The 26,180-nt window shown below is 41.0% G+C and carries 15 protein-coding genes; 1 reads left to right on the forward strand and 14 read right to left on the reverse strand.

From position 1 onward, the window contains the following. Position 1 precedes the first annotated feature (1 nt). The 13 genes from ACOYVE_RS06390 to ACOYVE_RS06450 form a co-directional block, all read right to left on the reverse strand. Positions 2-1,795: an L-fucose isomerase gene (locus ACOYVE_RS06390; RefSeq protein WP_014856256.1), complete on the reverse strand. Its 1,794-nt coding sequence runs from the start codon at positions 1,793-1,795 to the stop codon at positions 2-4. A gap of 488 nt (positions 1,796-2,283) precedes the next feature. Beyond that, the gene (locus tag ACOYVE_RS06395; protein WP_014856255.1) at positions 2,284-3,663 is read right to left on the reverse strand and encodes a glycoside hydrolase family 47 protein; all 1,380 of its coding nucleotides are present in this window, start codon (positions 3,661-3,663) and stop codon (positions 2,284-2,286) included. 99 nt (positions 3,664-3,762) lie between these two features. Further along, positions 3,763-6,105, reverse strand: a complete 2,343-nt coding sequence (locus tag ACOYVE_RS06400) for a glucosamine-6-phosphate deaminase (protein WP_422881303.1) — start codon at positions 6,103-6,105, stop codon at positions 3,763-3,765. A gap of 22 nt (positions 6,106-6,127) precedes the next feature. Continuing rightward, on the reverse strand, positions 6,128-7,237 hold the full coding sequence (locus ACOYVE_RS06405; protein WP_014856254.1) for an ROK family protein: 1,110 nt from the start codon (positions 7,235-7,237) through the stop codon (positions 6,128-6,130). Positions 7,238-7,263: 26 nt separating this feature from the next. Beyond that, a complete protein-coding gene (locus ACOYVE_RS06410; protein ID WP_014856253.1) occupies positions 7,264-8,454 on the reverse strand; it encodes an MFS transporter in 1,191 nt (396 codons plus the stop codon). Between the two features lie 99 nt (positions 8,455-8,553). Next, positions 8,554-10,332 carry a T9SS type A sorting domain-containing protein gene (locus ACOYVE_RS06415; RefSeq protein ID WP_422881305.1) on the reverse strand — a complete coding sequence of 593 codons (1,779 nt, stop codon included), beginning with the start codon at positions 10,330-10,332 and terminating at the stop codon, positions 8,554-8,556. Positions 10,333-10,386: 54 nt separating this feature from the next. Next, the gene (locus ACOYVE_RS06420; protein ID WP_014856251.1) at positions 10,387-13,350 is read right to left on the reverse strand and encodes a TonB-dependent receptor; all 2,964 of its coding nucleotides are present in this window, start codon (positions 13,348-13,350) and stop codon (positions 10,387-10,389) included. 175 nt (positions 13,351-13,525) lie between these two features. Further along, positions 13,526-16,108: a glycoside hydrolase family 3 protein gene (locus tag ACOYVE_RS06425; protein ID WP_014856250.1), complete on the reverse strand. Its 2,583-nt coding sequence runs from the start codon at positions 16,106-16,108 to the stop codon at positions 13,526-13,528. Between the two features lie 4 nt (positions 16,109-16,112). After that, positions 16,113-17,444, reverse strand: a complete 1,332-nt coding sequence (locus tag ACOYVE_RS06430; protein WP_014856249.1) for a glycoside hydrolase family 125 protein — start codon at positions 17,442-17,444, stop codon at positions 16,113-16,115. Continuing rightward, positions 17,441-18,541 carry a carbohydrate-binding family 9-like protein gene (locus ACOYVE_RS06435; protein ID WP_157867356.1) on the reverse strand — a complete coding sequence of 367 codons (1,101 nt, stop codon included), beginning with the start codon at positions 18,539-18,541 and terminating at the stop codon, positions 17,441-17,443. Before ACOYVE_RS06435 ends, ACOYVE_RS06430 begins: the two co-directional genes overlap by 4 nt. Beyond that, positions 18,525-19,484, reverse strand: a complete 960-nt coding sequence (locus tag ACOYVE_RS06440) for a glycoside hydrolase family 130 protein (protein ID WP_051015865.1) — start codon at positions 19,482-19,484, stop codon at positions 18,525-18,527. Before ACOYVE_RS06440 ends, ACOYVE_RS06435 begins: the two co-directional genes overlap by 17 nt. Before the next feature lie 8 nt (positions 19,485-19,492). After that, positions 19,493-21,889: a GH36-type glycosyl hydrolase domain-containing protein gene (locus tag ACOYVE_RS06445; protein ID WP_014856246.1), complete on the reverse strand. Its 2,397-nt coding sequence runs from the start codon at positions 21,887-21,889 to the stop codon at positions 19,493-19,495. Between the two features lie 170 nt (positions 21,890-22,059). Then, complete coding sequence (locus ACOYVE_RS06450; RefSeq protein WP_014856245.1) at positions 22,060-23,508, reverse strand: PQQ-dependent sugar dehydrogenase; 1,449 nt, start codon at positions 23,506-23,508, stop codon at positions 22,060-22,062. 81 nt (positions 23,509-23,589) lie between these two features. Here ACOYVE_RS06450 and ACOYVE_RS06455 point away from each other — a divergent pair, with 81 nt between their 5' ends. Next, complete coding sequence (locus ACOYVE_RS06455; protein ID WP_014856244.1) at positions 23,590-24,120, forward strand: hypothetical protein; 531 nt, start codon at positions 23,590-23,592, stop codon at positions 24,118-24,120. A gap of 1 nt (position 24,121) precedes the next feature. Here the strand turns inward: ACOYVE_RS06455 and ACOYVE_RS06460 are convergent, their stop codons facing one another. Continuing rightward, positions 24,122-26,158, reverse strand: a complete 2,037-nt coding sequence (locus ACOYVE_RS06460) for a bifunctional 3-deoxy-7-phosphoheptulonate synthase/chorismate mutase (protein ID WP_041356015.1) — start codon at positions 26,156-26,158, stop codon at positions 24,122-24,124. Positions 26,159-26,180: the final 22 nt, after the last annotated feature.

A 26,180-nucleotide genomic window follows, 5' to 3' on the forward strand; every position in this document is an offset into this window, starting at 1 on the left:
ATTATCTATATAATGGTCCGAAGCTTTTACAGGCGGCAAAATCGGCGCTCTCCGCATCCGATGTGCCAAAGGCATTCCATGCAGCCGGTCTGAAAATACGATCTCTCTCTATGTTATGCATGTATACAGGTATTCTAAGAATAGATGCAAGCGTAATCAATTTATCTCCGATATGACCGTAAGAAACAGCGGCGTGATTGGCGCCCCAATTCAGCATAACCGAGTATACATCCTTGAATGCTCCTTTACCGGTTATTTTGGGCACAAACCATGTTGTAGGCCACGTGGGGTTGGTTCTTTTCTGTAACAGCGCGTCTATTTCGGGATCGAGTTCGACCGTATAACCTTCGGCAATCTGAAGCGCCGGGCCCAAGCCGTGAATTATATTAATTCTGCTCATTGTAACCGGCATGCCGCCTTCCGTCAGAAAGTGCGACGAAAAACCGCCTCCCCTAAAATACTCCCTTATTGCAGGGCACCAGCTTGTGGCTTCGAGACAGTCTTTTGCTTCCTTCTCAGTTATCTCCCAGAAAGGTTTAATGGCAGGTTTACCATCCAGACGCTGTTTACCGGTTCCGTCGAGAGCAGACGAGCCCGAGTTGATAAGATGGATAATTCCTCCTTCAGCCAATCCGGTAAGTTTTTTACCCCCCACTCTTTGAACGGCTTCGGGACTCCAATACGTGCGCACGTCCGAAAAAATTTGAGCCGTGTTCGTTAATAAAAGTCCGAAAAGCATGCAAATTCCGTTCAGGCTGTCGTTTTCCGTAGCTACAATGTACGGTTCACGAATACCGTTCCAGTCAAAAGACGAGTTTAAAATCGCTTCCAGGAAGTCGCCGTTAGGCATAAAATCCGTCCATTGGCGTTGTCCCTGAAATCCGGCTGCTATTGCATTGTGTCCCAGCGCTTCCTCTTCGAAACCTAATTCTGCAAGTTTGGGATTTCCAACCATAAGGTCTCTGAAAATCATCGTCATTTTAACAACTGTTTCCCATTCGCTTTTACGCTGTTCTCCGGATACAGGCGGATCATTAGGGTCTTCTCCTTCCCGGCAGTTAGCCGCAACCCATTTTATAGCTTTATTAAATTCTTCGCTGTCGTAAATTTTTTCGTTAATTCTTCTTATTATTTCAGTCATATCGACAAATTCGGATTTCATACCGAGATAGTCATATATAAAATGCGTATCGACAACCGACCCGGCGATACCCATCGAAACAGCCCCGACCGAAAGATAAGATTTGCCCTGCATTTCCATCGCAGCAATGGCAGCCTTAGTAAATAAAAGTAATTTTTCTTTAACGTCGTCCGGTATGGACGAATCGTCGCTCTCCTGAACGTCTTTTCCATAGATTCCGAAGGCAGGAACGCCCAATTGATTATATCCTGCAAGCGCCGCAGCGAGATAAACCGCTCCGGGTCTTTCCGTTCCGTTGAATCCCCAAACGGCTTTAGGAATAATAGGCGTTATATCCATTACTTCAGTGCCATAGCACCAGCAGGGAGTTACGGTAATAGAAACGCCTACGTTATTTTCCTTGAATTTTTCCATACACGCAGCCGCTTCTGCAGCTCCGCCAATGCAAATATCAGCTATAACACACTCGACAGGCATACCGTCGGAATAGCGTAGAGTGTTCTGTATAAGATCGGCAGTTTTCTTAGCCATTTGCATGGTTTGGGCTTCGAGCGATTCCCTGACGCCTTTTCTTCTGCCGTCAATTACAGGTCTTATCCCGACTCTAACGTGTTTTTTTCTCAATTGAAATACCGGATGATTATCGAAGTTCATAATTACTCCGTTATATTTAATTTATTCCGATTTCTTTCGGTATGCCGTATAGATTCCTTCTGAATTTTTTAGATATAAGATACTTTCATTAATAGCATTTATTAAAAGGCTAATTTGTAGATTTTATTAAACTCTTTGTCGTGGCATCTTCTTGTTTGTCCCATCTTAGTGTACTCCTATATTTATTTTAATTCAAATATAGCTGCTTTTCTGGCTGTCTACAAGATAGGGGCAAGATGAATAGCCATTTGACCATTATAAGCACGCGTAATCAAAGCTTTATTCGCCGAAGGCATTGGAGTATAATATTCTATCTCAACCCCGCCTAATGCTATATCATATCCATCAATAAATTCATCATTTTCCGCCTTTAAGTATCCGATTAACAACATAGTAAAGCTATGATTTTCAATAGATTGATTATACACAAAGCAGGGCATAAAAAATTAAGAATAATCTATTCATAACCCCTCCAACAAAGAATATTATTATTGTATTTTTTCAATTAGTATCGGGTGCGCTTCTGTATTAAAAATTACATCATTAAATTTTAACGATTTCCCTTGATCAAATAACAAGTATAAATACTTCAAGGTTTCGGCAAAAAAGAAACTTTCCATTGCATCCTCTTTCTGCTTGGTTACAACACTTTCCAGATGAGAAAATGCTTCGCCCGTTTTACAATATTTAACTATACTTGAATAATATCTCACACCCATTCTTAAATATTTCTCATCTTTTGTGTAATTATAAAGATAATAGGCACTTTCAATACATTCAGGTCTTAAATAATATGCCGCTGAAATTATCGTATCATTCATATAATCATACTGTTCAGGAATAATTCCATATTTCTCCCATAACGAAAAAAGACTTTCATTAAACTCTCTAGCATCATCAATATTGCCAGCAAGACACAAAACAGCTGGAAAAAAAGCGTCCAATGCGCCTACTTGTGTTTTTAATCTTTTGCCAGAAAACATATCTACATGGCTATACCATAATCCGTTCTCAGTCTTGTGTTTCATGAAATTATTAATTCCCGTTATTGTTTTTTTCCAGGCGCTTTCAATTTCCTCATCCTTGAAAAGCAAAGATGTTTTTAATAAATACTCAAAGAACGAATCTATCATACCACTAATATGGCACTCAGTATTTATCCATTTACCTGTATTGACGTCAATGAGTGTGCCTACTAATCCTATATCAGAACTTTTCTCCATTAATGCCATTATCGCCTTTTTTGCCTTATCATAATAGATTGGATTTCCCGTCAATTTTGATAGAGTACCGTATTCTAATAACAAGGTACCTATTTCTGCAGGATTATTTATTTCCCCCTTAGTTTTCCCTGTCTTTAGATTAACAAACACATATGGCATACCCGTAGGTGAATTAAACACGGGCAACATTCTATTAGCTAAATCTGTTGCTAATTCCAAAAATTTTGGGTCGCCGTCTAATAAGTATGCAGATAATAAACCACCTAACAACCTAATTGTAATCTCAAAATGTTGCACATAAATATCTTTATTAAAAGAAAGACTATCCAATATCAATTTTTTTGCTTCATCCGCCTCCTCATTTAATCCCATTAACACCATTGTATCATAAGAATCAACTGGCGTCATCAGTAAAGATACACCATACCAATCATGGTAAGTTTTGGTAAGCGGTTTTAGAGCATCATGACCCCACGCATATTTTTTATAGGCTTCCCAAGCAAACTTAAAATCTTGTATAACACTATCAGCGTATTGTTCATAATTAATAACTTGTTTTTGTTTTGTGTTAGCACCATCTTTACAAGAAACCATTGCTAAAATAACAACGATGCACAGAACTAAGGCGTTAATAATATATTTCATATCCTTACCTCTTGTATTTATTTTTTTTGTTTAACTTTCAGCAAATGTATCTCAATTCCGAATGCTATTTTATTTTCTAAATTTTTTCTTTCCTCGTACTTATTTAATATATTCAACTGATTTTCTCAATTCCATTGAATACTGATAGAATTCCTTTACGCTCATTTCTTTTAGGAATAACATGCCGTGAGCAGCGCGCGCTCTGGGTATAGGATTGTTCAGAAAATATTTTTTACCCAGACAGTTCCTGATTTTCTGATATTGCTCGACATGAATTTGTCTGGCCAGCTGAGAAAAAGGTCCGTCGTACTCCCAACTTGGAAAGCTGGCGTCTTTTTGAGAACCGTAACAATTCATAAATACGTTGTCGAGAATCGCCATAGAATTCAAACTGACAGGCACATAAATATTTGCTTCCGCAGGATGGAAGCGGTACCAGACATTTCTGTACCCCCATATTTTCAGCTTCGAGATGTCTTCCTCTTTTTCATAAAGTTTCAATGCTTCGCTTACTGCCTGAAGCACTTTGTAATGCGTATCCGGTCCGCTGCCTTCCGGGTCAAATGCCACGGTTAATATAGTCGGTTTGATTTTTCTAATTAATTCAAGTATCGGGATTACGTCTCTTTGTAGTTCAGGATTTTCAGTAAAAATATTTCCCTGATAGAAGCCGAGCCTTAGATGCGAAACGTCTTTCGAAGAGAAGCCGTAATATGCCCAGGTCAGTTCTTCCTCCCATTCTCTCAACATTCCTTTCAGCTTTTGAACGTGCGGAATGTCTTTTTTACCGGGATACTGGGTTCCGAAATAATTAATCAGCTCGTCCACTCTGTCGTTTATATATCTAAGGCTTGTTTCTTCGTAAATTTCTATAATGTTTCTGAGCATTCTTCTGGAAGTAGCTTCGGTTCTTTTGGCTTTATTATTTTCGGCGATGCCGTCGAGATAAAGACTGATATCGCTATCTTTTGCCTCTGCGTTGTCGGGTTCGAAGTAACCCGTTTTATACCTTTCGTCGAAAGCTCCGGCATTTAAGTATTCTTTCAGTTTTAGCGTCAATTCGAGCATGTAGGAATTTGTTACGGCTGTAAAACCGCTTGTAAAAACAGCAAAATGGTGTTTATTCAAATGTGTTCTTACAAGATGATTAATAAAAGCAAGGTATCCCAACATTATGTCGTCATGATGCGGGGCTGTATGTAAGATAGTCTGATTAAGTGGCGTATTCATTCCTTTATTAAAACGTTCGACTATATCATTATAAATAAGCTCGTTGATTTCTTTAACCGTCTTTCCGGATTTCTTCAAAACAAGATTTGCGAGCTTATCGCCGGAATAGTCGCTCTTTGAAAGCGACAACAATTCTTTGCCAGTATTAACCGACAAATTAATCACAGCCTTTTCCAGAGAAAGTCTCGATAATTTTGTTTCTTTCTCCACGTCGTCATAAATTCTTTCGGATAAGAGCGACGCGGCTCCGTTAGTAAGATAAAAGCGCGAATCGCGGAGCTTTTGCAGCACGGTTGCAGGATATTTATTTGAAGCTTCGTTCTCGACAGAGTCTTTTACGATTTTCGCTTTGGCTTCGCCAGCGGCTATAATAATAGCGGTGGCGTTTTTATTATATGTAATTGTATTAAGACCGATAGTAATAACAAGCCTGTTCGAAGCGACTTCGATTCCCCCCAGATCGGTTGAGGCGGCGGCTTGCGTTTGATAGTTAGTCGCGGTCAATCTTGTAGTTGAATAGTGGTCGCTTCCCTGAACGTTGAACCCGATATGTCCGTCAGGACCAATTCCTCCCAGGAAGAATCCGATACCGCCCATCTCACGTATTTTTTTCTCGTATTGAGTGCAAAATTCGTCTACTATCTCAATCGTTTCTTTTTGTAATCTTTCTACCCGGCTGCCCGGCAGTTTCGTACGTAAACTAAGGTCAACCTTATTATCGGGAAATATTACGGACAGAGGAAGATTTTCCGCCGTTCCGATTTTATTAACATTGATCAAAAGCGCGTTGTTGGGATCGATGCCGAAAGTTTTTATATAAAATTTTTTTATGTAATAATAAAAGCTGTTTTGCTGCGTCGAGTCGATGGGATAAAATTCGTCAATCTGGACGAACTTTATTTTCTTCATATCCGGTTTCTTTTGGGGATCAAGTTCGTATTTTTTTAATTTTTGTCTGATTTCCGGTTTATCCCAGTTCTTCATTATGTGAGTAAACCAGTAGATAAAATACTCGGGCGTTTTTCCCGTAGGCAGCGATACGACTCCTTCCGGATTTGCCTGCAGCCACTCTACAAAACGAAATGCGGTCAATTCGCCCAATTCGGGAATATTCCCGACCTGAATAACGGGAATTTTTTCAGTGGGTTTATATATAAATTTTTTACCTGATTTTTTCAGAAAAAAGCTTTCGACTTTAGAACCTGGTTCCATGATTCTCCTGTATTATTATTGTTCACTGTTTATCGATCATATTCAATGCAAAGGCATAAGCGCCAAGAGCTATCGCTTTGCTGGCGCCTAATTGCGAAATGCCAATAGCGATTTTCTTCGAGGCGTCGTAATTCACTTTTTCGTTTGTACCGTAAACATTTATTTCTACTGTCTCGTTGTGCAGAAAATTTTTAAGGTCTTCTTCATTGTCGAGATTATAAATCTGAGCCATTAGTCGTTTTACCCGAGCGCCGTCAGAAGTTTTTCTATAACAACTTCTCATTTCGTCTAACAAAAACGGCATGAAAAGCTGCGAAGCTCCCGCCAAACCGCCGCCGATTACAACCGGACAATCCATAATTGTAACCACGTTTGCAATAGCGTCGCCAACTACCCGAGCCATTTTTTTATAAGCTTCAATTGCAGCGTTTTTATTTCCCTCGAGTTTTCCAATGGCTATTTCATAAATTTCTTTGGGAGAAGGGGCGTCCGAAAATCCGATGCCGGCAGCTTCGCCGTAGAGTCTTCTTACTCCTCTTATACTGGCGTGTTCTTCGGCAAATTCTTCGGGAGAAATCCGATTTCGAAGAAGCCAAATTTCGCCTGCCATCGAATTATCGCCCCTGTAGAGTTCTCCGTTAATGAATAAACCGCATCCGAATCCTGTTCCCAAAGTAATGCCGACCAGATTTTTATATCTTTTCGGATTGCCCGAATCGCTCAACAATTTATTTATATACGGAAGGAAACCGGCAAGCCCTTCACCATAAGCATAAAGGTCGCCGTCGTTGTTGATAAAAACCGGCAAGCCAAATTTATTTTTAAGAAAAGGACCCAATGCCACACCGCCTCTATACGCAGGAAGATTGCCCAGATCTCCGATAATACCGTTGGGATAGTCTGCCGGTCCGGGAAATGCAATACTTATCGCCGAGGGAGTATTATCGAGTTGTTTTAGTACATAATTGAATCCTTCGACTATATTGTTCATCGATTTATCAAGGTCGTCTCCACAGGCGTCGAGACGATATTCTTCGACTATCTGTCTTCCGGACTGAAATGCGGAGAATACGAAATTCGTCCCCCCTCCGTCCAATGTCATTATAATTCTGGTGTCTTTTTCAAAATTCATTGTATTCTCTATTTTTATTCTTAGGATTATTCAGCCGCGAATTTAATTTTTGACGAGTATACGGATGCAATTCCGATATAGATAACGCATAACAACGGAATTATAAAACCGGTAAGAACGTCGCTTAAATCGTTTACCGCTCCCATAATTAACGGCACCACGGCGCCGCCTGCAATTGCCGTAACCATTAAACCCGACAATTCATTCGATCTTTCCGGCATCTTTTCAATCGTTATCGAAAAGACAAGCGGGAAAATATTCGAGAAACCTAAGCCCGTTAAAATAATTCCGACAAACGTTATAAGAGCGCTGTTTGTAAACATTAATGCGATACCGAGAAACGAAATTACAACAGTCAACCTGAGAAACTTTTGCGCCTCGATTTTCCGGAGTATTAGAGACCCGAAAAATCTTCCCGCCATTATAGGCAGAAAAAATAGCGACCAACTGACCCACAGACTGAATCCCGCAACTCCAAAGTTTTCTTTTAGCAAAATCGGCACGCCCGAACTCATCGATACTTCCGCTCCAACGTAAAAGAAAATTGCAAGCACCATTATCAATACATAGGGCTTTTTCAATAATTCAAAACAGGATTTAATTGAAGCCGGCACGTCTTTTTGTTCTTTTTCGTGTATGTCGGTTTTTATTGTTATTAAGAGTGTAATCAATATCAAGGAAGCGAAGAGCGGAAATAAAATCGTCCACTCAAGTTTAAAAACATAAGCCGCGAAAGGAGGAATAAGAAAGCCCATAGAAGAACCGACGGCTTTCAGCGATTGAGCCAGAGATAAATTTCTGGAATACGCCCCTTCCGGCGAAACATCCCTCATTATCGGATTCCCCACCACCTGTAGTATTGTCGCTCCCGCGCACAATAATAATATGGAAGCCAATACAACTAAAAAGTCAAATTTTCCCACTAAAGATAAATCGAAAGGTAAGCCGTACATTCCGTTTAATATCGGCAATAATAATCCTATTAAAGCAACCGTAAGACCGAGTAACAGTACGAACTTCCTACCCTTTCTATCCTGGAATATTCCGATTGGCACCGATAAAATACCGAACATAATAAAACCGGTAAACGGAATTAATTGAGCCATTGTGTAAGAAAGGCTAAAACTGTCTTTAGCCAGTCCGACGAGCGGACCGACGACGTCGCCGAATCCCATACACAAGAATGCCAAATAAACCGGAAGCGCTCTCGATTTCATAGTAATATCCAAATTATTGATTCATTTGATTTGTAAATATAATAATCAGCCAGCCGGAAATATTACCGGCTGGCTTTACTGTTTCTGTGGAGGAGGCTACTATTTCATCAACACAATTTTTCTGAATGCACGGAATGAATCGGATTCCAAACCGATAAAATAAACGCCGCTCGATACCTGTCTGCCGAAATCGTCTCTTCCGTTCCATGTTGCCGAATATGTTCCCGGCGACATTTTCTGGTCAATAAGCGTTCTGATTTTTTGTCCGAGAATATTATACACATTTAAAGTCACATTCGAAGATTTTGTAAGGCTGAAATTGATTTTAGTCGTCGGGTTAAACGGATTCGGATAAGCTTCCGAGAGCGTAAATTCATTTGGAATTTCGGGATTAACTTCTTCAACTCCTGTAAGCCATAGATTTTTCTGTTCGGGGAACCAATTCAAATCGCCGATTGCAAAACCGTCAGTACCGCCATTTTGCAGCATTGTATTCGAATAAGCAAGATTTTCGGGCAATGGCCATTTCGGCGGGAAATTCAATTCATAATGCCACGGATTGTCAAGTTTTCTCGAAGCTATTCTGCGAACATAAGCGACCAAGCTGTCGACATGATTTACAACGCCTTGATCTGTAAAGCCCGGATCTGCTTCCATATTGTTGCTTACGTCAATGTATGGCGAATAATCCCATGAAGCCGGATTTGTAAGAGAATCGAGACACCAGAGACTCAAGTCGTTAATCCATCTTGCCATCGTCAATTTTCTTACCAGATATTGTTTTGAATCGTCGAGCATTACGACGCTGTCCGCTACCGTAACGGTATCGTTCCAGTCGTTATAGAACTTAACCAATTTTTCGGGATTGAAGTAAGCGTTGTTCTGAGCGACGTGGACGCGCTTGCTGGGATCGAACAGGTCGATGTAAATACCTCTTGCGGAATCGACATAAGCTTCAGGACCGGTCATAGTATATCCATTATAAGTTCCACGTTTTCTTATTCTGTAAATACTGGATGAAACAGTATCGGGATAATTGAAGAACCAGCCCTGAATTACCTGTTCGGGATCGCCGCCCCATGCGTGAGCTGCGTAAAACAGATTGTTCTTCATATATAAGTTGGAAGCCTGTCTTATCAAGAACGGATTAACTACAGTATATACAACCGTATTGTGTTCGAATACGGAATAAGGATCGTAACCGCGAATTGAATAAAGATACGAGTTGCAGGCAAAGAAAGTATTATTAATAAAAATTGTGCTGTCGGGATGATCCAGTCCGCCCGACAAGAAAGGCTGTCCGCCGAAATAAGAAGTGGAATGAATAAAGTTTCTGAAATGACAGTCCTGCACATCGAGTTTGACAAACTTGGCGCCGTCAACGCGTATTCCGGCTTCAGTAAAGGCGTCGAAAACGACGCGGCGTAATTTTAGCGAAATACTGTCTGCGCCGATATGGATGGCTCGGCTCCAGCCCAAAGTTTTACCGTCCGACCTCATCGACAACAGATATAAATCGTTAAGTTCAACCTTTATACCCTTTTTGATAAATTTAAAGTACCATTCTTCTGAAGTGCCGTCGGCTCTGATTGCGGGCGCAAGAACCGGCGGTCTTTTAGTTTCATCCCCCTTTGCAATAAACTTGCACGAACTGTTAATTTCAAAAGCTTTTTCGATGTAATAGATAGCGCCTCTATCGAGAACGTATACGCGATAGTCCGATACGGCGGTATCCGCATTAATTATGTTGCTGATCTCCAAAGACTGGGAACCCGGAATATAAACAGTATCGGTTGTGGATTGCGCCACAGTTTCGGCAGGGAAAGCCAACAGAGATATTATCCCTATGGCTATCAGGAAAGCGTACAGCTTTTTCATATCATTCCTCCTATTATAGTGTTATAGTTTTAGCCGCTTACGGGCATAAATTTTCTATAATCTAACACGCATTCCGAAATCAGCGGTCATACCGTACCTTTGCTGATTTGTTACGTACTTTGTTTTCTGATTGATATCGACGTCGTCTTCGCCGGTCAGGTTGTTAATATTCAGGTATAACTGAATGCCGTACCACGGCAATTCTTGTTTTACCGACAAATCGAATCTCACGTATTTATCCGAATGAACGCGGTTTTGATACCAGAAATCCGGACGTTTGAAAATATTGTCCTGGTAGAGCATTGAAACTCTGAAAGAAAATCCTTTATAGTCGTAACCGAGCGCAACGTTAATTATGTCATTAGGTTGAAAGAGAAGACGGTCAGTATAAAACGTATCGACGCTAACTGTCTTTTGAATAAAATTTTCATCGAGTATTGTAATCAAATAAGTTTTCGGGTAATCGGCTTCGGAAAAGATATGCGTATAATTAATATTGAATACAAGTCCGGTGAACGGTTCAGGTAAATACCAGAAGTGCGCCTGCCACTCGCCTTCAACGCCTAAGACATCAATCGGTATCGGGTTGTTTATGTATGTATATAGCGCGAAGCTCTCTTTTCTGTTTTTCAATTTTTCCTGCAGCTCGGGATAAGCGCTAAAGTCTTTCGGATATGTCTTTGTGGGGAAGACTAGGTCTTTAATACGTTTCTTAAATCCGCCAACAGAGAAGAGTCCGATTTCGTTAGTATAAATCGACATGATAGCGTCGAAGTTTTCGGAGCGCGCGGGTTTTAATCTGTAGTTGTTATAAAGGATGTAATTGGTGCCGATATAGTATCTCGGTATTATCGAATTATAATCCGGATAATTCAAAGTATTCGTGTAAGCAAAATGAAATTGGAGCCAGTCGGTCGGCTTGTATCTCAGGTGCGCCATCGGCAGCCAATAACCGTGAGATTGAGTTTCTTCAGCAACAGTATACTGGATATCGCCCGGAATTTGCTCGCCACGAATACCGTTGTATGTTGTGGTCAAATTCTGATAACGCACCCCCGGGATAAACGTAATCTTTTGTCCAAGATTAATTGAAGTCATAAAATATGCGGCACTTTTGACCTCATGCCCGGAATAGTCGTATAATATTGAAGACAACTTATGAGGTTTATATCCTCCGCCGTTGCCTGCGCCTGGATTTTTCTTTGCTACTTCTATTACCTGCATCATCAAGTCCACGTTCAATGGAGGTCCGAGTTGATAATCGCCGTTCAAAAATTCTCCGTAGCTGTAAGACGAGTCAATAAAATCCGAGAAAGTAATACTTGTGCCGAATTGCGGGAAGGCTTTTAAGACGGCAGAAGCAACCTGACCGCCGTCGTCGTAAAATACCGAACCGCTGCTCTGGTTATAATCGTACGATCTCTTGCGATATTGGTAGGCTCCTCCAAATTTAATCTTGGCATTTACTAATTTGCTGATTGTAATATCTCTTCTGATATCCAGCGTACCGTTATATGTTCGGTCCTTGGATGTATTGTCGATATTATAGATATCAAAGAACACCGCATCTTCCGGATCATAAACTACATTAGAAGCGATAACTTCAGGACGTTGATATCTTAGAAGAGTAAATTTATTTTCATATCCTGCGCCGTTTTGCCAAAAATTAAACCTTACATCGTTAGGATAAGTAGTTTTGGAATACGAATGCGATAGTCGAAGTTCTATTCCAAATCCGGCTACTGAATGCGAAATGCTTAACAAATTGCTCAATATGTCGAGAGTATTTTCGGAATTTGTTGCAGAATAGAAAAGGTCGTCGTCCAGCAAATGATACGATTCGTTTCTAGAGATTGTTTTCGTATTGCTTCTGCTAAAGAAATTCATAAAACCGATGCTGCCGTTGCTATACTTGTAATCTAGAACGACAGTAGCGCCATAACGTTTACGGTCTCTGAGTACGTCCGTCAACGTCATAGATCGAAATTCGGGATCTCCTTCGTCGGTAACATTCAGTTTGCCGGCAAAGTTATAATCGGCAGAAAGTTCGTTAGCGCTGAGATTTCTGTCTTCCGCCGAGCCCTGCGCAAAAATTCCGAACCTATTATTCCAGAATCTTTGTTCGTAGGAGGCGACGAATTTATAGTCGTCGTTTGTGTTTTTCAGATTATTATGAGAGCCTTGAGTGAAAAACTCGAATGAGGGTTTTCCCGTCGTAGTTTTCAGAGCTTTTCTCATAGAGAAATTGATTACGCCTCCAAGCAGCGTAGCGTCCATATCGGGAGTAATGGCTTTAACCACTTCAATCCCTCCGAGCATATTCGACGAAATCATACTTAGGTCGGTTGCCCTATCGCCGCTGAGGGAGAGTTCGTCGCCGGCTTTGAATTCCGACCTATGTTCATTCGGATCGTTGGAAGTTACATTAGCAGGCAATTCGACTCCGTCGATTGTCACTCTGTTATATTGAGGAGAAAGACCTCTTACAACAACTCGCGAGCCTTCGCCTCCGGTTCTGATCAATGAGACACCGGGTAATCGCGCTACCGATTCGGCTGCGTTTGCATCCGGGAGCTCCCGTATTTTGGCAAAAGAAACTACATTTTTAATTGTAACCGAAGTGAGCTGTTCATTAATTGCTTTCGCCTGTCCCTCTGCCTGGGCTGTAATAACTATAGTGTCGCCGTATACGGATTCTGGCGACAAATTAAAGTTGTATTCGGTTGTCTTCCCTTCTTTAACTTCAATAGATACTTCTTCCTGTTTATACCCAATAAACGAAGCTCTGAGGATGTATTTACCGGGCGGAACGGCATTTATCTGATATAAACCGTCAAAATCCGTAGCGCTTCCAAAACTTGTGCCCACTAGAATCACATTACAGAATGGAAGCGGCTCTTTAGTTTGCGCATCCTGTACTTTGCCTTTAACTCTGCCACCCGCCGCAAAAGCGAGCCCGGAAAAGGCAAGTATTAATAAGATCAGCAATCCCCCGTTTAGATGTGTTTTAATCTTCATATTTACCTCTAACTAATTAAGAACAGAGCCCGTTACTATCTCTTTGTTTTTTCGTAATAAAAATAAACCTATAAAAAATAAGATGCAATAAAAATAATAACGGGCATATTTTTTTGTATATCGGGCACTTATCGAAGTAATTAATTTTACTTACGAATAAACTTAAGCGATTTTATTATTTTGAACTAACTTTAATCTCATTTTTATATTTATTATCAAGCGAAGACAAACCGACTATAATTTCATATACTCCGGGCATTGTTTCAAAACCCAGCCCATCCACCCAGACGGCCAGATCGCTTTTACTCAAATAAAATTCCACCATACCTTCAGTCCCCGGTTCCAACTTGATTTTTTCAAATCCCCTAAGTGTCTTAATCGTACGATTATCTTTTAATGCTTTTGTATAGAGCTGAACGGTTTCTTCGCCTGCTAAATTCCCATTGTTCTTTAGCTTTACAACTACTCTAATAGTGTCGTTATCTTTAATTTCGTTCGCGGATAGTTCAATATTTGAAATAGTGATATCGGTATAATTCAATCCCCATCCGAACGGATAGAGAACCTCACCTTTGAAATAACGGTAAGTTCTGCCCTCCATATCGTAGTTTTCAAAAGGTGGCAGATCGTTTTCGGATTTATAAATAGTTACCGGCAACTTACCCGAAGGATTATACTTTCCCCATATTACGTCAGTTATTGCTCTTCCTCCAGCCTGTCCAGGATACCATGCTTCCAATATTGCGGGAATATTCTCGCTTTCCCATACTGTAGATATAGGACCGCCGTTAAGTAGAACCAATATTACAGGCTTTCCCGTGGAATGAATCTTTTTAATTAATTTAAGCTGATTAGCGGGTAATGATAATTTTAACCTATCTCCTCCTTTGAATCCGTCCAATTTGATTTTCAAAGCTTCCCCCTCCATTCTCGGACACAAGCCCATAAACATAATGACGGCATCGGATTTCAACGCGGTTTTATATGCCCTGTCTTCAAGGTCAGTAAACGGAATCGACCAGAGCAATTGCATAAAACCGTATCTTTCCCTCCTAACAAACTCTATTCTTATTTTATAAATATTTCCCTTTTTTAAGAAATAATTTCCATAAGTAATTTCGGGATCAAATTCTCCTTTGAAACTTGCAATTAAAGAATCTTCGATGAAAATTTTAAAATCGTTGTAACCGTATCCTCCAATTTGATATTGCCCGGAAATCGGTGGAGCAATATATCCAGACCATCTTACGCTGAAGCTGTCCGGATTTATACCGGAGGAAGGCGATTCATCCAGCCAACTGAAATTAATACTTTTATCTGTTCTTATTAATACTGGATTTCCGCTCAGTTCGGAATTATTATAATATTCTCCTTTAAGACCTTCGACTGTTTTATTTCCGTCCGTAAAAAGGTATACAGTATCGATCAACTCAAAAGCCGGCACCCCAGGCGCAAAATCACATCCTTTTTCATAAAATACCTCGCCATTTTTTAACACTCGTCTTATAGCTTGAAGAGGAGTTATATATTCAGAAGGGAAGCCGTGATAATTGCCCAGCAACGATTCCAGGTTATCGGCATTAGGGCCAATGACTGCAATTTTATTTATACTTGAATCCAACGGCAACAGTTTATTATCGTTTTTAAGCAACACAATCGACTTTCTTGCGGCTTCCAGCGCAATCTCTCTATTGTAACTATTATCAAGATAAGACTCGTCTATTTGCGAATACGACACTATTTCAGGAGGATCGAACATTCCCAACTTAAAACGAGCCAGGAGCACTCTGCGTAGAGCCGAATCGATTTCCTTCTCCGTTATCAATCCATCTCTGTATGCATTTTTTAACGATAAAAAAGTGTTTCCGCATTCCAGGTCTGTACCCGACGAGACAGCCAAGGCGGCGGCTTTCTCCGGCGAATCGACTATTTTATGCGAATTAAATATATCGTAGACAGCCCAGCAGTCCGAAACGACTATTCCTTCAAAGCCCCACTTATTCCTCAGGATATCCGTCAGAAGAGTATCGTGCCCGCAGCAGGCTTTTCCCCTGAGACGATTGTACGCACACATAACGGAATAAGCTTTACCTTTCATAATAGATTTCTTAAAATGCGGAAGGTAAGTTTCGTTAAGGTCGTAATTGCTCACCAATGCATTAAAATGATGCCTTTCCGGTTCGGGTCCGCTATGAACGGCAAGATGTTTGGGCGTAGCAATTGTTTTCAAATATTTTTTATCCTGTCCCTGAAGCCCCTTAATAAAACTGACCGCTAGTTCCCCCGTTAGATAAGGGTCTTCGCCATAGGTTTCCATTCCTCTTCCCCAGCGCGGATCCCTAAAAATATTGATGTTCGGCGCCCACAAAGAAATCCCCTGATAAATTCCCCTTTGATTTTTCTTCAATGCCGAATTGTATTTTGCTCGAGCTTCATTAGAAATTACATCCGCAATTCGATAAATCAAATCCCTGTCCCATGTGGCGGCAAGTCCGATCGGCATAGGAAAGACCGTAGCCCTTCCGTTTCTTGCAACCCCGTGCAGAGCTTCGTTCCACCAGTTATATTCGGGGATGCCAAGTCTTTCAATTGCCGGCGATTGATGCACCATCAAAGAAATTTTTTCGTCCAAGCTTAACCGCTGTAAAAGATCTTCGGCTCTTTCTTCAAAAGGAAGATTTACATTTAAATAACCAGGTATGTTCTGCGCAAACAAATTTACTGACAGGAAGATTAATAATCTTAAATATTTCGTCATAATTTTAATATATCCTCTTTAACAAATCGGGATAGTCGTTATTAATTTTTACTATAAGTTCTCCGAAGAGTGAATTAGCCCAGGCAAACCAAGACCTCGTATAGTTATAAGGATTATCTTTGTCGAACGATTCATGCATAAACCATGTATCGGCATGAGTGTTTTTCAGCAGTTTAAGGCAATGAACGATTTCGTCTTCGTTATTACCAGTCAACGCTCTCACAATAATCGAAAGGTGCCATATTCTGTCAATCAAAGTGTGAGGACTACCTACGCCGTCTCCCGCTTTCCCTTTAAAATAGTACGGATTATTTTCGCTCAGTATAAATTTCCGCGTGTTCAAATAAAGTTCGTCTCGGTTTTCGATAATTCCCAGATAAGGTAAAGAAAGCAAGCTCGGAATATTTGCGTCGTCCATAAACAAACGATTGCCGAATCCGTCTATTTCGTAAGCGAAAATCTTACCGTAGTCGAGGTGTTCAGTAACGGCGTAATTATAAACAGCGTTTTCTATTTCATCCGCCAAATTTGTCGCGTCAATTGCAGCCGTTTTGTCATCGTAGATTTCATTATAAATTTCGGAGAGCTGCCTCAAAGATTTTACCGCGAATAAATTCGACGGCACAAGAAGCGGAAATATAGTCGCATCGTCCGACGGTCTGAATATGGAAACGATCATTCCGTTCGGTTTAACCGGATTTCCGTACCCGTCTCCCGGAACGGTATCGGTGCTCCAAGAAGTTATTCTTCCGAATTTGTAAGTACCCCTGCCGTTTTTCCGTTGTTGTTCCTTGAAAGTCTTTATTATCAAATCGAAGGATTCTTTCCAAACGTTCGTAAAATATTTTTTGTTATTTGTCGTTTTATAAAATCCGTAAGCAAGCCTAATGACATAACAAAGAGAATCGACCTCCCATTTGCGTTCGTAAACCTCCGGTTTCATCTCTGTCAGATCCCCGCTCCAGACGCTTTCTTTTGCGGTATTATTAAAAGCATTTGCATACGGATCTATCCGTACCGACTTCAATTGTCTGTTCAAAAGCCCGTGTATTAACTCCTTTAGTTTTGTATCTTCGTTAACCAGGGGCAAATAATGCCATACCTGCGCAGTTGAATCTCTCAACCACATTGCGTCGATATCGCCGGTAATAATAAAAGTATCCGGTATACCGTCATTATAATTGAACCTGACGGTAGTATCCAAAGTATTCGGGAAACAATTGACAAACAAATCGGATAGTTCTTTATCGGCGATTCTGCCGCTAAGATCCTTTATAAATTCATCTACGGCAGAGCTGTGAAAACACCGGTTATTATAGGTCGGACGACGAATCATAAGTCTCTATTAATAATTTTTATTAATCCATCCTGAGTAATTCTCACAGAAGAGCGTTCATTTATTTTAACTTCAGCTTCATAAAGATTGGCCGTAGCTTCAACCGTAGTTTCATATTTATTTGTTTCGGGTAAATCAAGCAGAGTGAGGTCGTCGGTGTATCGTTTGTTTCTTTCATAATACTCTCTTTGGGCATAATAGAGCTGCCTTAGGAACCATTTAACTTCTTCTACATCGTCATATTTGAAGTCGATATTTTTATTATATGCGGTATTCGTCGTAAATTGAACAAAACCCCACATTTCGGGATAATGCATGTTGACAACGCCCTGCGGAGTCCAGACCCAATTGTCTTCCGGATAAGGCTTTCCGGTTTCGGGATTAATAATCTTAGCATACCTGTTATCTTTGACTGTCGTTCTCCATTCGACTCGCGAAAAATTAATTCTCCATTTATCGCCGTCTTGAGGCGGTAAATTTATATCCGTGATTTCTTCGAAAGCGCTCCAGGGGAAAGCGACTTCCACAGTCCAGCAGCTATCGATATCGCCCGGTTTATTTATCGTTCCGTAAATTCTTACTCCCGATTTGAGTCCTTTAATGTCATAGCCGTGCAATGCGGCTTTTTCGGTATCTCTGTAAGGTTTAATAAGCAGAAGGTCCCAAACCGTATTGAAAGCATTCATTTCGAATTCCAGGTAACGGTGAGTATCTCCGTCGGGATCGATAAAAATTTCAAAATCATTATCATAAAAAATTATATCATCGCGGTTCGTTAATGTCGCCCAGATATCGGGTTCTTGAAGTTCTGCCGCCACATAAAAATATTCGTCGTCCCACAACATTTTTGCGCGTGTTCTGAATCTCGGAGCGGGTCGAATATCGCCTTCGATATCAATAAAGTCTTCAGTCCATTCGGCCGCGCGCCACGATTTTTCATTTAAGGCTCCGTCGACCGTTATCTTTTCTTCGGCGCGATGAACAATATAATAACGGGGATTAAATTCTACCTGCGGACGAGGGATTGTCTGACAATACGCCAATGAGTTAAGAATTAGAAGAAAAACAAAAGCGTATAGATTATATTTTTGCATCATCAATGAGCTCCTTAATTGTTGTAAAGGCGAGCGCCACGACCGTATCGGCGGCGCCGTAATAGACGAGCACTTTGCTGTCAAGAGCGGCGAATCCGTCCTCATATTTTTCTACAATCATACCCGACGGGAAACAAACATTCTGAACCTGTCCTACCATTTCGTAGATTTCTCTCGGTTCTAAGATATTCAAACTGCCGCGCGCAATAATTTTAGCGGGGTTATCGAGCTCATGCAACGAAACTCCCGCCTGATAAATATTCGAGCTGGAAAAGTGTGTTGCCACGCCGTGATAAATATGCAGCCAGCCTTCTCTCGTTTTAACTGGCGGGGGACCCGAACCGATATTTTCGTCCCAATAATGAAATCTTCCCGACATAACAGGTTCTATATAATTCCAATTAATCAGGTCGTCCGATTCCGACAGATAGATTGTATTGCCCGTTAAAGGACCGCCTTCTAGCTTAACGCTGTTAGGCCTTTCAAATCGCAAAAATTTTCCGTTTATTTTCTCCGGCAATAGTACTCCGTTTCTTGAATCGTCCTTCGAGACAATTCCTAAAAATTCATATCTATTAAAATCTTCCGTTCTTGCCAAACCGAGTCTGCATCCGGCAACCATATCCATAGCAAACATAAGATAGTATTGTTCGCCGATTTGAGTGATTCTTGTATCATAAATGTGGTAGATTTCATCTCTGATTTTATCGATGCCCTCAAACTCAATAACGGAATTTTCGACTTCAAAATCTATTCCGTTATCGCTTAAAGCTTTCATAAGATAAGTTTCTCTGCCCCTGGTTTGAACTCTGAGGACAAGAAGATATTTATCATTGAATTTAATTGCGCCAGGATTAAAAACCGAAGAGACGTCTTCCAAATACGGATTGACCGCGGGGATGTTCTTTCTTGTTAATATAGGATTTCGTTCATATCTGACAAGCATATTTGGCTCTATTTATTGGCGGTTTCAATAGTTTTGCCCATTAATACTTTTACATGACAAATTTTTTTGTCGGTTAGAGGCAATTTATTTCCTTCGATTTCTTTTCCGTCAACCAGAATGTAAGATATACCCGATTGAACTTTGTCTGGATTTTCAACTTCGATAATATATTTAGCGCCTCTGAATATACGTTCTATACGAATATAATTCCACGAAGTTGGTATAACCGGATCGACGATTAAACCGTCGTAATCGGGTCTTATTCCGACAATATAATCATAAAAGACACGATACATCCAAGCGGCTGTGCCGGTTTGCCAGGAATGGCTTGCTTTTCCCGGAGACGCATGTTCGTCGCTTGTAATATATTGAGAATAAACGTAGGGTTCGGCTTGGTAAATATCCGAGTCGACGCGATTAGGCAACAGTTTGCTGAAATAGTCGTAAGCTCTCTCGCCGTTTCTCATAATACATTCGGCTTGAATGAGCCATGTAACCGGATGACAGAATACGGCGCCGTTTTCTTTTTTGCCGGGGACGCATCGTGTAACCAGACCAATGTTGGGGTCGATTTCTTTAAAAGCCGGAGCGCAGATTTTCGGGCCATATTCGCTGTCGAGGTGTTTTTTGACGCTGTCGAGCGCCCGTCTTATTTTAGATTTATCCGGCAGATTCGAAATTGCAGCCCAGCTTTGCGTATTTACAAAAATTTTCCCTTCTTTCGATTTATTGGAACCGATGACCATACCTCCGTTTCCGAAAGCTCTTATAAACCAGTCGCCGTCCCAACAAAGCTGATTAATATTTCTTCTAATCTCATCTCTTAACTTTAGTATCTCTGTTAGATTCTCAACTTTAAGGAATTGGAAAAGTTCGATCAATTTATTGAGCATTGCCACATAAAACATAGCGCCCCAGACGCTTTCGCCTCCGTCGTCGCCGCCGATATAATCGAGCGTATCATTCCAATCGCCGCGTCCGAATACGGGCAAGCTGTGACGTCCCAGATTATTTTTCATAAAATTAACCACCGCCAACAAATGATCCAGAACTGTGCCTTCTTGTCTATCAACAAAAGAAACTTTCTCCTTCAGAATTGAATAATCTCCGGTTTCTTTAATATATTCCGTTACTGCCAGAATATACCAGCCCGGGTCGTCGCAGTGACGTGTTAATTCCCCTTTCCCGTCGTCATAAAAGTGATGGTAAACTCTGCCGTCGGAAAACATTTGCCGGGATAAGAGCAAAATCCGTTCTTTGGCTTTTTCAGGATGCGCAATTGTTACCGCAATTACATCTTGCGAAGTATCTCTGAAACCGTATCCCCTGCTTATTCCCCAGTAATAATAACTCGCCACTCTGCCGACATCGAAAGCTACTTTAGCCTGATACGGCACCCAATTATTCATGAATATATTAACATTTCTATCCGGCGTTTCAACCTTTGTGTGTCCCAGGAATTCAGACCAATAATTCACTATTTCTTTGAATGAGAATTCTATATACTCTGGTTGAACAATTTTAGGAATATCTTTTTTCTTATCGTCGAAATGCTCCTTCGGCAGAACGCCTAAAGAAAAGATTACATTTTCCCGCTGATCGCTCTCCAATTCCAGATTTACGTTTATTGCGCCCACAACATTTCCATAATCCGCAGCCGAATTTGAAAATTTATCTTCTGTTATTGCGACGGGTTTTTCTTCGCTGTTATAGAAACCGAGAAATCTTTCCCGAAGAGTTTCGTATCTATTTATCCGTAAATTGGATGTAAAAAACGCCCACTGGTTCCACTCTTTATTTTCCTGGTGTTGAGTGCCGTTGGTTTCGGTAACCCAGTAAGTCTTTGTTGCAAAAAGGGCATTTAAATTTTTGTCAAAGTAAGCTCTGTTAAAATGCTGGTCGTCGCATTGGTTAATCAAATCTATAAGCCCGTGCCCCAGAGCGAATTCCACATAACCGGTAATCGACAGACGGCGTTTTCTTCCCGATTTGTTAGTAAGAACAACATTCCAGACTTCATGATTATTATTCATGGGCACGAAATATGTTACGCGCGCATGAATACCATCCACTAACGATTCGATAGCAGTATATCCCAAACCATGAATTACCTTATAAGCTCCAGGATCAGCGCCGGCGGGTTGCCAGCTCAACGTCCAAAATTTTCCCGTTTCCTCGTCTTTTACATAAATATATTTTCCCGGTCTGTCGGAAGGCACATCATTAATTCTGTATCTCGTAATTCTTCCGTGCAACGGACTCTTAATATAGCTGATACCCCCGGCGTTGTTTGAGACAGTTGAAAAATATTCGCCGTTATAAATATAATTTATCCACGGCGTAGGAGTCTTAACATTTGTTATAATATACTCCTTACCATCCTCGGAAAAATGACCGTAATTCATTTCGAAACTCCCCACAAGGAAATAATATCATTTAGTATATTTTTTTCTAAAAATAACTAACCGTAAATTAGACTATAATTCCTTTAAAAGCAAATAATAATTCACAACACCCAATGTTTTAACTGGCTTGTATAAAAAAAAAGGACTGGTTATTTTTATAATAAAAAATATTATTTTACAAAAACCATCTTTCCTACCATTTCGTCTGCCATAAAATGCGTTGTAAATCTGTAAAAATAGACGCCGCTTGAAAAATTACTTCCTAAATTTGCCGTATCGAAAACATATCGATGCCAGCCCTCAGTTTTATATTCATCAACGAGTTTCGCTATTTCCCTCCCGGTTATGTTATATAATTTCATCGAAACGCGACTACCTTTTCCCAAATAATAGTCAATTATCGTACTGCCGTTGAAAGGATTCGGATAGTTTTGTTTGAGCTGCATATCAAAGGGAATTTTACTTTCCCCTACAGAAACGGGCAAGCCCTTGAATTTGTAGATTCTTCCGTTGGAATAATTTGCAAAATAGAGTTCGCTTCCTTCATCTATACCGAAAGTGGAAATAGCATAGTCGGTGTCGAACAATAATTTATTAACCACAGAACCGTCATTTAATTCTAGCGACCAGATATTGCCGGAGACAAAATCGGCATAAATATATTTACCTTCCAGTTCGCCTGCGTCCTTACCCCGGTAGACGTATCCGCCCGTTATCGACCATCCTCCCTCTTCATTATGACCGTATTCCCAAACTGGCATAGTCAATCCAGAGGTGTCGCAATTGTTCGAAGGATTATAACAGTGAAATCCCTCCATTATACGCCAGCCGTAATTTTTCCCCTTTTCGATAAGATCGATTTCTTCCCATTTATTCTGCCCCACATCCGCCGCCCATAGCAAATTAGTCTCAGGATCGTAACTGAATCTCCAAACGTTGCGCAGTCCGTATGCATATATTTCTCCCCGCGCATCGGGAATATTTACAAAAGGATTGTCCTCAGGAATCGAATAATTTTTGCCTTCGTCTTTCTTGTCGACGTCAATACGCAGTATCTTTCCAAGAAGCGAATTTAAATTCTGAGCGTTATTTTGAGGATCGCCTGCCGAACCTCCGTCGCCCGTCGAGATATATAGATAACCGTCCCTGCAAAATATAATTTGTCCGCCGTTATGATTTGAATACGGCTGCTGAATTTCGAGTAGAATTTCTTCGCTCGATTTCAACGCTTCCGAATGAGTATCGTCGGTTCTGAATCTCGACACGACGGTTCTTCTCGGATTGTCTGTTGTATAATTAACAAAGAATTCCCCGTTGCTCTTGAAATCGGGATGAAACGCAAGACCCAACAATCCTTGCTCGCCTCCGAACAAGACTTTGTCGCTTATGTCGAGAAAAACTTTTTTTGAATTCACATCCCTTTTATTTTCAAAAGCATAGATAATGCCGGGTTGAGACACAACAAAAATCCTGTCGCTTCCGTCGCCTGCATTTTGAATATCCACGGGATAATCCACTTCGATATTCGGAAATGCGAGTTCTATTTTCAGTTGAGCTTTGTTATGGTCGCAACCGAAAATAAAGAATACTGCGATGAATAAATAAATCCATTTTTTCATATCTCATCCTTTCTTATTAATTTTTCCATACGGGTTTTATTCGCAATAGTAACCGAGCTGCAAGATTTCCGGGAAGACAGAATGAAAATAATTAAACTTTTATTAATATGCATCCTGTTATGCACATATATCAATGTTGAGGCGCAAATCGCTAAAATTGGAATTGGAGCGGGCGGAGGCACAATCAAAGGGAATTCGGCTTCGGTCGGCGCATTGTGCGGCATATTATTTGCAGACACCGATATTTTATTCCCCGATTATATCAACATTCGGGGAGGCTTTCTATTTTCAAGGAAAGCCGAATATTTTCTGCCCGAGAACCGCACTGGAAGGTATTATCCCTTTATCAAATCTTTTTTTATAAAAGCCGTAACCGAACAGAACCTTTACGGGATTTCTTACATTGAAGAAGGGATCGGAATTGCTGCAATTAACGACCGTACTTTTTCGGATGTCGATTACTGGGAACCAGGAATAACATTCGGCATTAACGCAGGGATTAAACCGACGCGTCACTCACGATTTTCAATCGGTATCGATTACGGATTGGGACTTACCCGCACAAACGCAACTTATTACTCGCTCCTGCTTTCTTACGCCTATCAATTTTGAATCAGATATTATAGAGATCTTTCATAAGCGATTCGAACTGCTCGAAATAGAGCGCCTGGTCGGGGTCGCTTAACGCATTCGGCGGATCGGGATGAAATTCGACCATAATGCCGTGCGCTCCGACGACTTTTGCCGCCTTTGCAAGAGGAATCACTTTATTCCTTTCGCCGATAGCGTGCGACGGGTCTACAATCACCGGCAAATGCGTCAATTCCTTCAGTACGGGAATAGCGCTCAGGTCGAGAGTATTTCTGGTGGCAGTTTCGAATGTCCGGATTCCGCGTTCGCATAATATAACCTGCCTGTTGCCCTGCGAAAGGATATACTCGGCGGCGTTGAGCCATTCGTCAATCGAGGCGCTCAATCCCCTTTTGAGCATTATCGGTTTATGAGTTTTGCCGACCTCTTTCAAAAGGGCAAAGTTTTGCATATTCCTTGCGCCTATTTGCAGTATGTCGGAATGTTTGGCAACTTCCTCAACCTGATCGGTATCCATCACTTCCGTTATTACCGGAAGATCGTAGTATTTTCCGGCTTCTTCAAGAAGTTTAAGACCTTCATACCCAAGCCCCTGAAAACTGTAAGGCGAAGTACGAGGTTTGAAACATCCGCCGCGTAAAATATGCGCGCCGGATTCTTTTGCTTCGAGAGCGCATTTCATTATCATTTCTTCGCCTTCGACCGAACAGGGTCCCGCGATAACGACAAAATTATCTCCTCCTATAACTACGTTTTTCACCTTAATAATAGTATCTTCGTTTTTGTATTCGCGGCTTGCAAGCCGATAACTTTTCGAGGACGTTTTGACGGCAGGCGCGCTTGCCTTTTCGGAAAGTTTCTTTTTCTCTTCTTTGTCGATAAAAGCAAAATTCAAGGGAGTTTTCTCGAGCTCCTGAGAAGGATAAGTTCCCAATATTTTCATAAAGCGCGTGTGTTGCCCCAATTCGTCGAGCGCTTTTTGAACTGTTTCATTGCCGGCATTGCCTTCGAAATCGAGATAAAACATTTCTTCCCACGGATTCCCGAGTATGGGACGGGATTCTAGTTTGGTTAAATTGATATTATATTTCCGGAATACGTTAAGCGCTTCGACGAGCGAGCCCGGGGTGTGCGACGTTGCCAATACAATCGAAGTTTTGCACGGTATTCTTTCGTCAACCATAAGGGGTTTTCTGGAAGCAATCAAAAACCTGGTATAATTACCGGATTGGTTGGCAATATCTTTTCGCAGGATTTTCAGTTTGAAATAGCGGGCGGCTTCCTCGCTGGCGATGGCAGCGTGATAAATATTTCCTTCTTCTTTAATTTTTTGAACCGACATGGCGGTGTCGTCAAAATATTCCAGAGCCGCATTCGGAATTTGTTCCAGAAATTTACTGCATTGAGCAGCCGCCTGATAATGGGCGTAAACCTTTTTAATTTTCTGAAGCGGCACGTCTTCCAATGCCACAAAGCAATGCCTCACCTGGAATTTTTCTTCGCCAACTATCGAAAGAGTCGTGTGGAGCAACAGATCGTAAACTTCGTTTATTCCGCCTGAGGTTGTATTTTCGATCGGAAGCGCGGCAAAATCGGCTTCGCCTTTTTCCGCCGCTTCCACTACTTCGTCGAATCTGCGTTTGAATACGAAATTGAGTTTATATCCGCTTCCCGCAAAAAATTTTTGAGCTGCCAGATAACTGTAAGAGCCTTCGATTCCCTGAATCGCAACCGTAACGAGTTTCTTTTGTTCGTCGTCTTTATTTATCAGATTTTGAATGTAAGCCTGTTGCAGTCGCACCGAATCTTCTATTATTTCGTAATAAACTTTCGTAACGTAATTAGCGTCCAGGCCGGCTTTCTTGCCGAGTTTAACGAGTCTTTTTAACAGTTCTTCTTCCCTCTTTTGATCCCGGATGGGCGCCTTATTGCTTTCTTTGGCAAGAATAACTTCTTTGCTCAGCTGTCTTCTTTCGGCGAGCAAAGTAATAATACTTTCGTCAATCCTGTTGATTTTCTCTCTTAGTGTATTAAGATCATACTTTGATTTACGTGGCATTTCCTCAACCGATAATTTATTT

Source organism: Melioribacter sp. (assembly GCF_049325435.1).
Lineage (GTDB): Bacteria > Bacteroidota > Ignavibacteria > Ignavibacteriales > Melioribacteraceae > Melioribacter > Melioribacter roseus.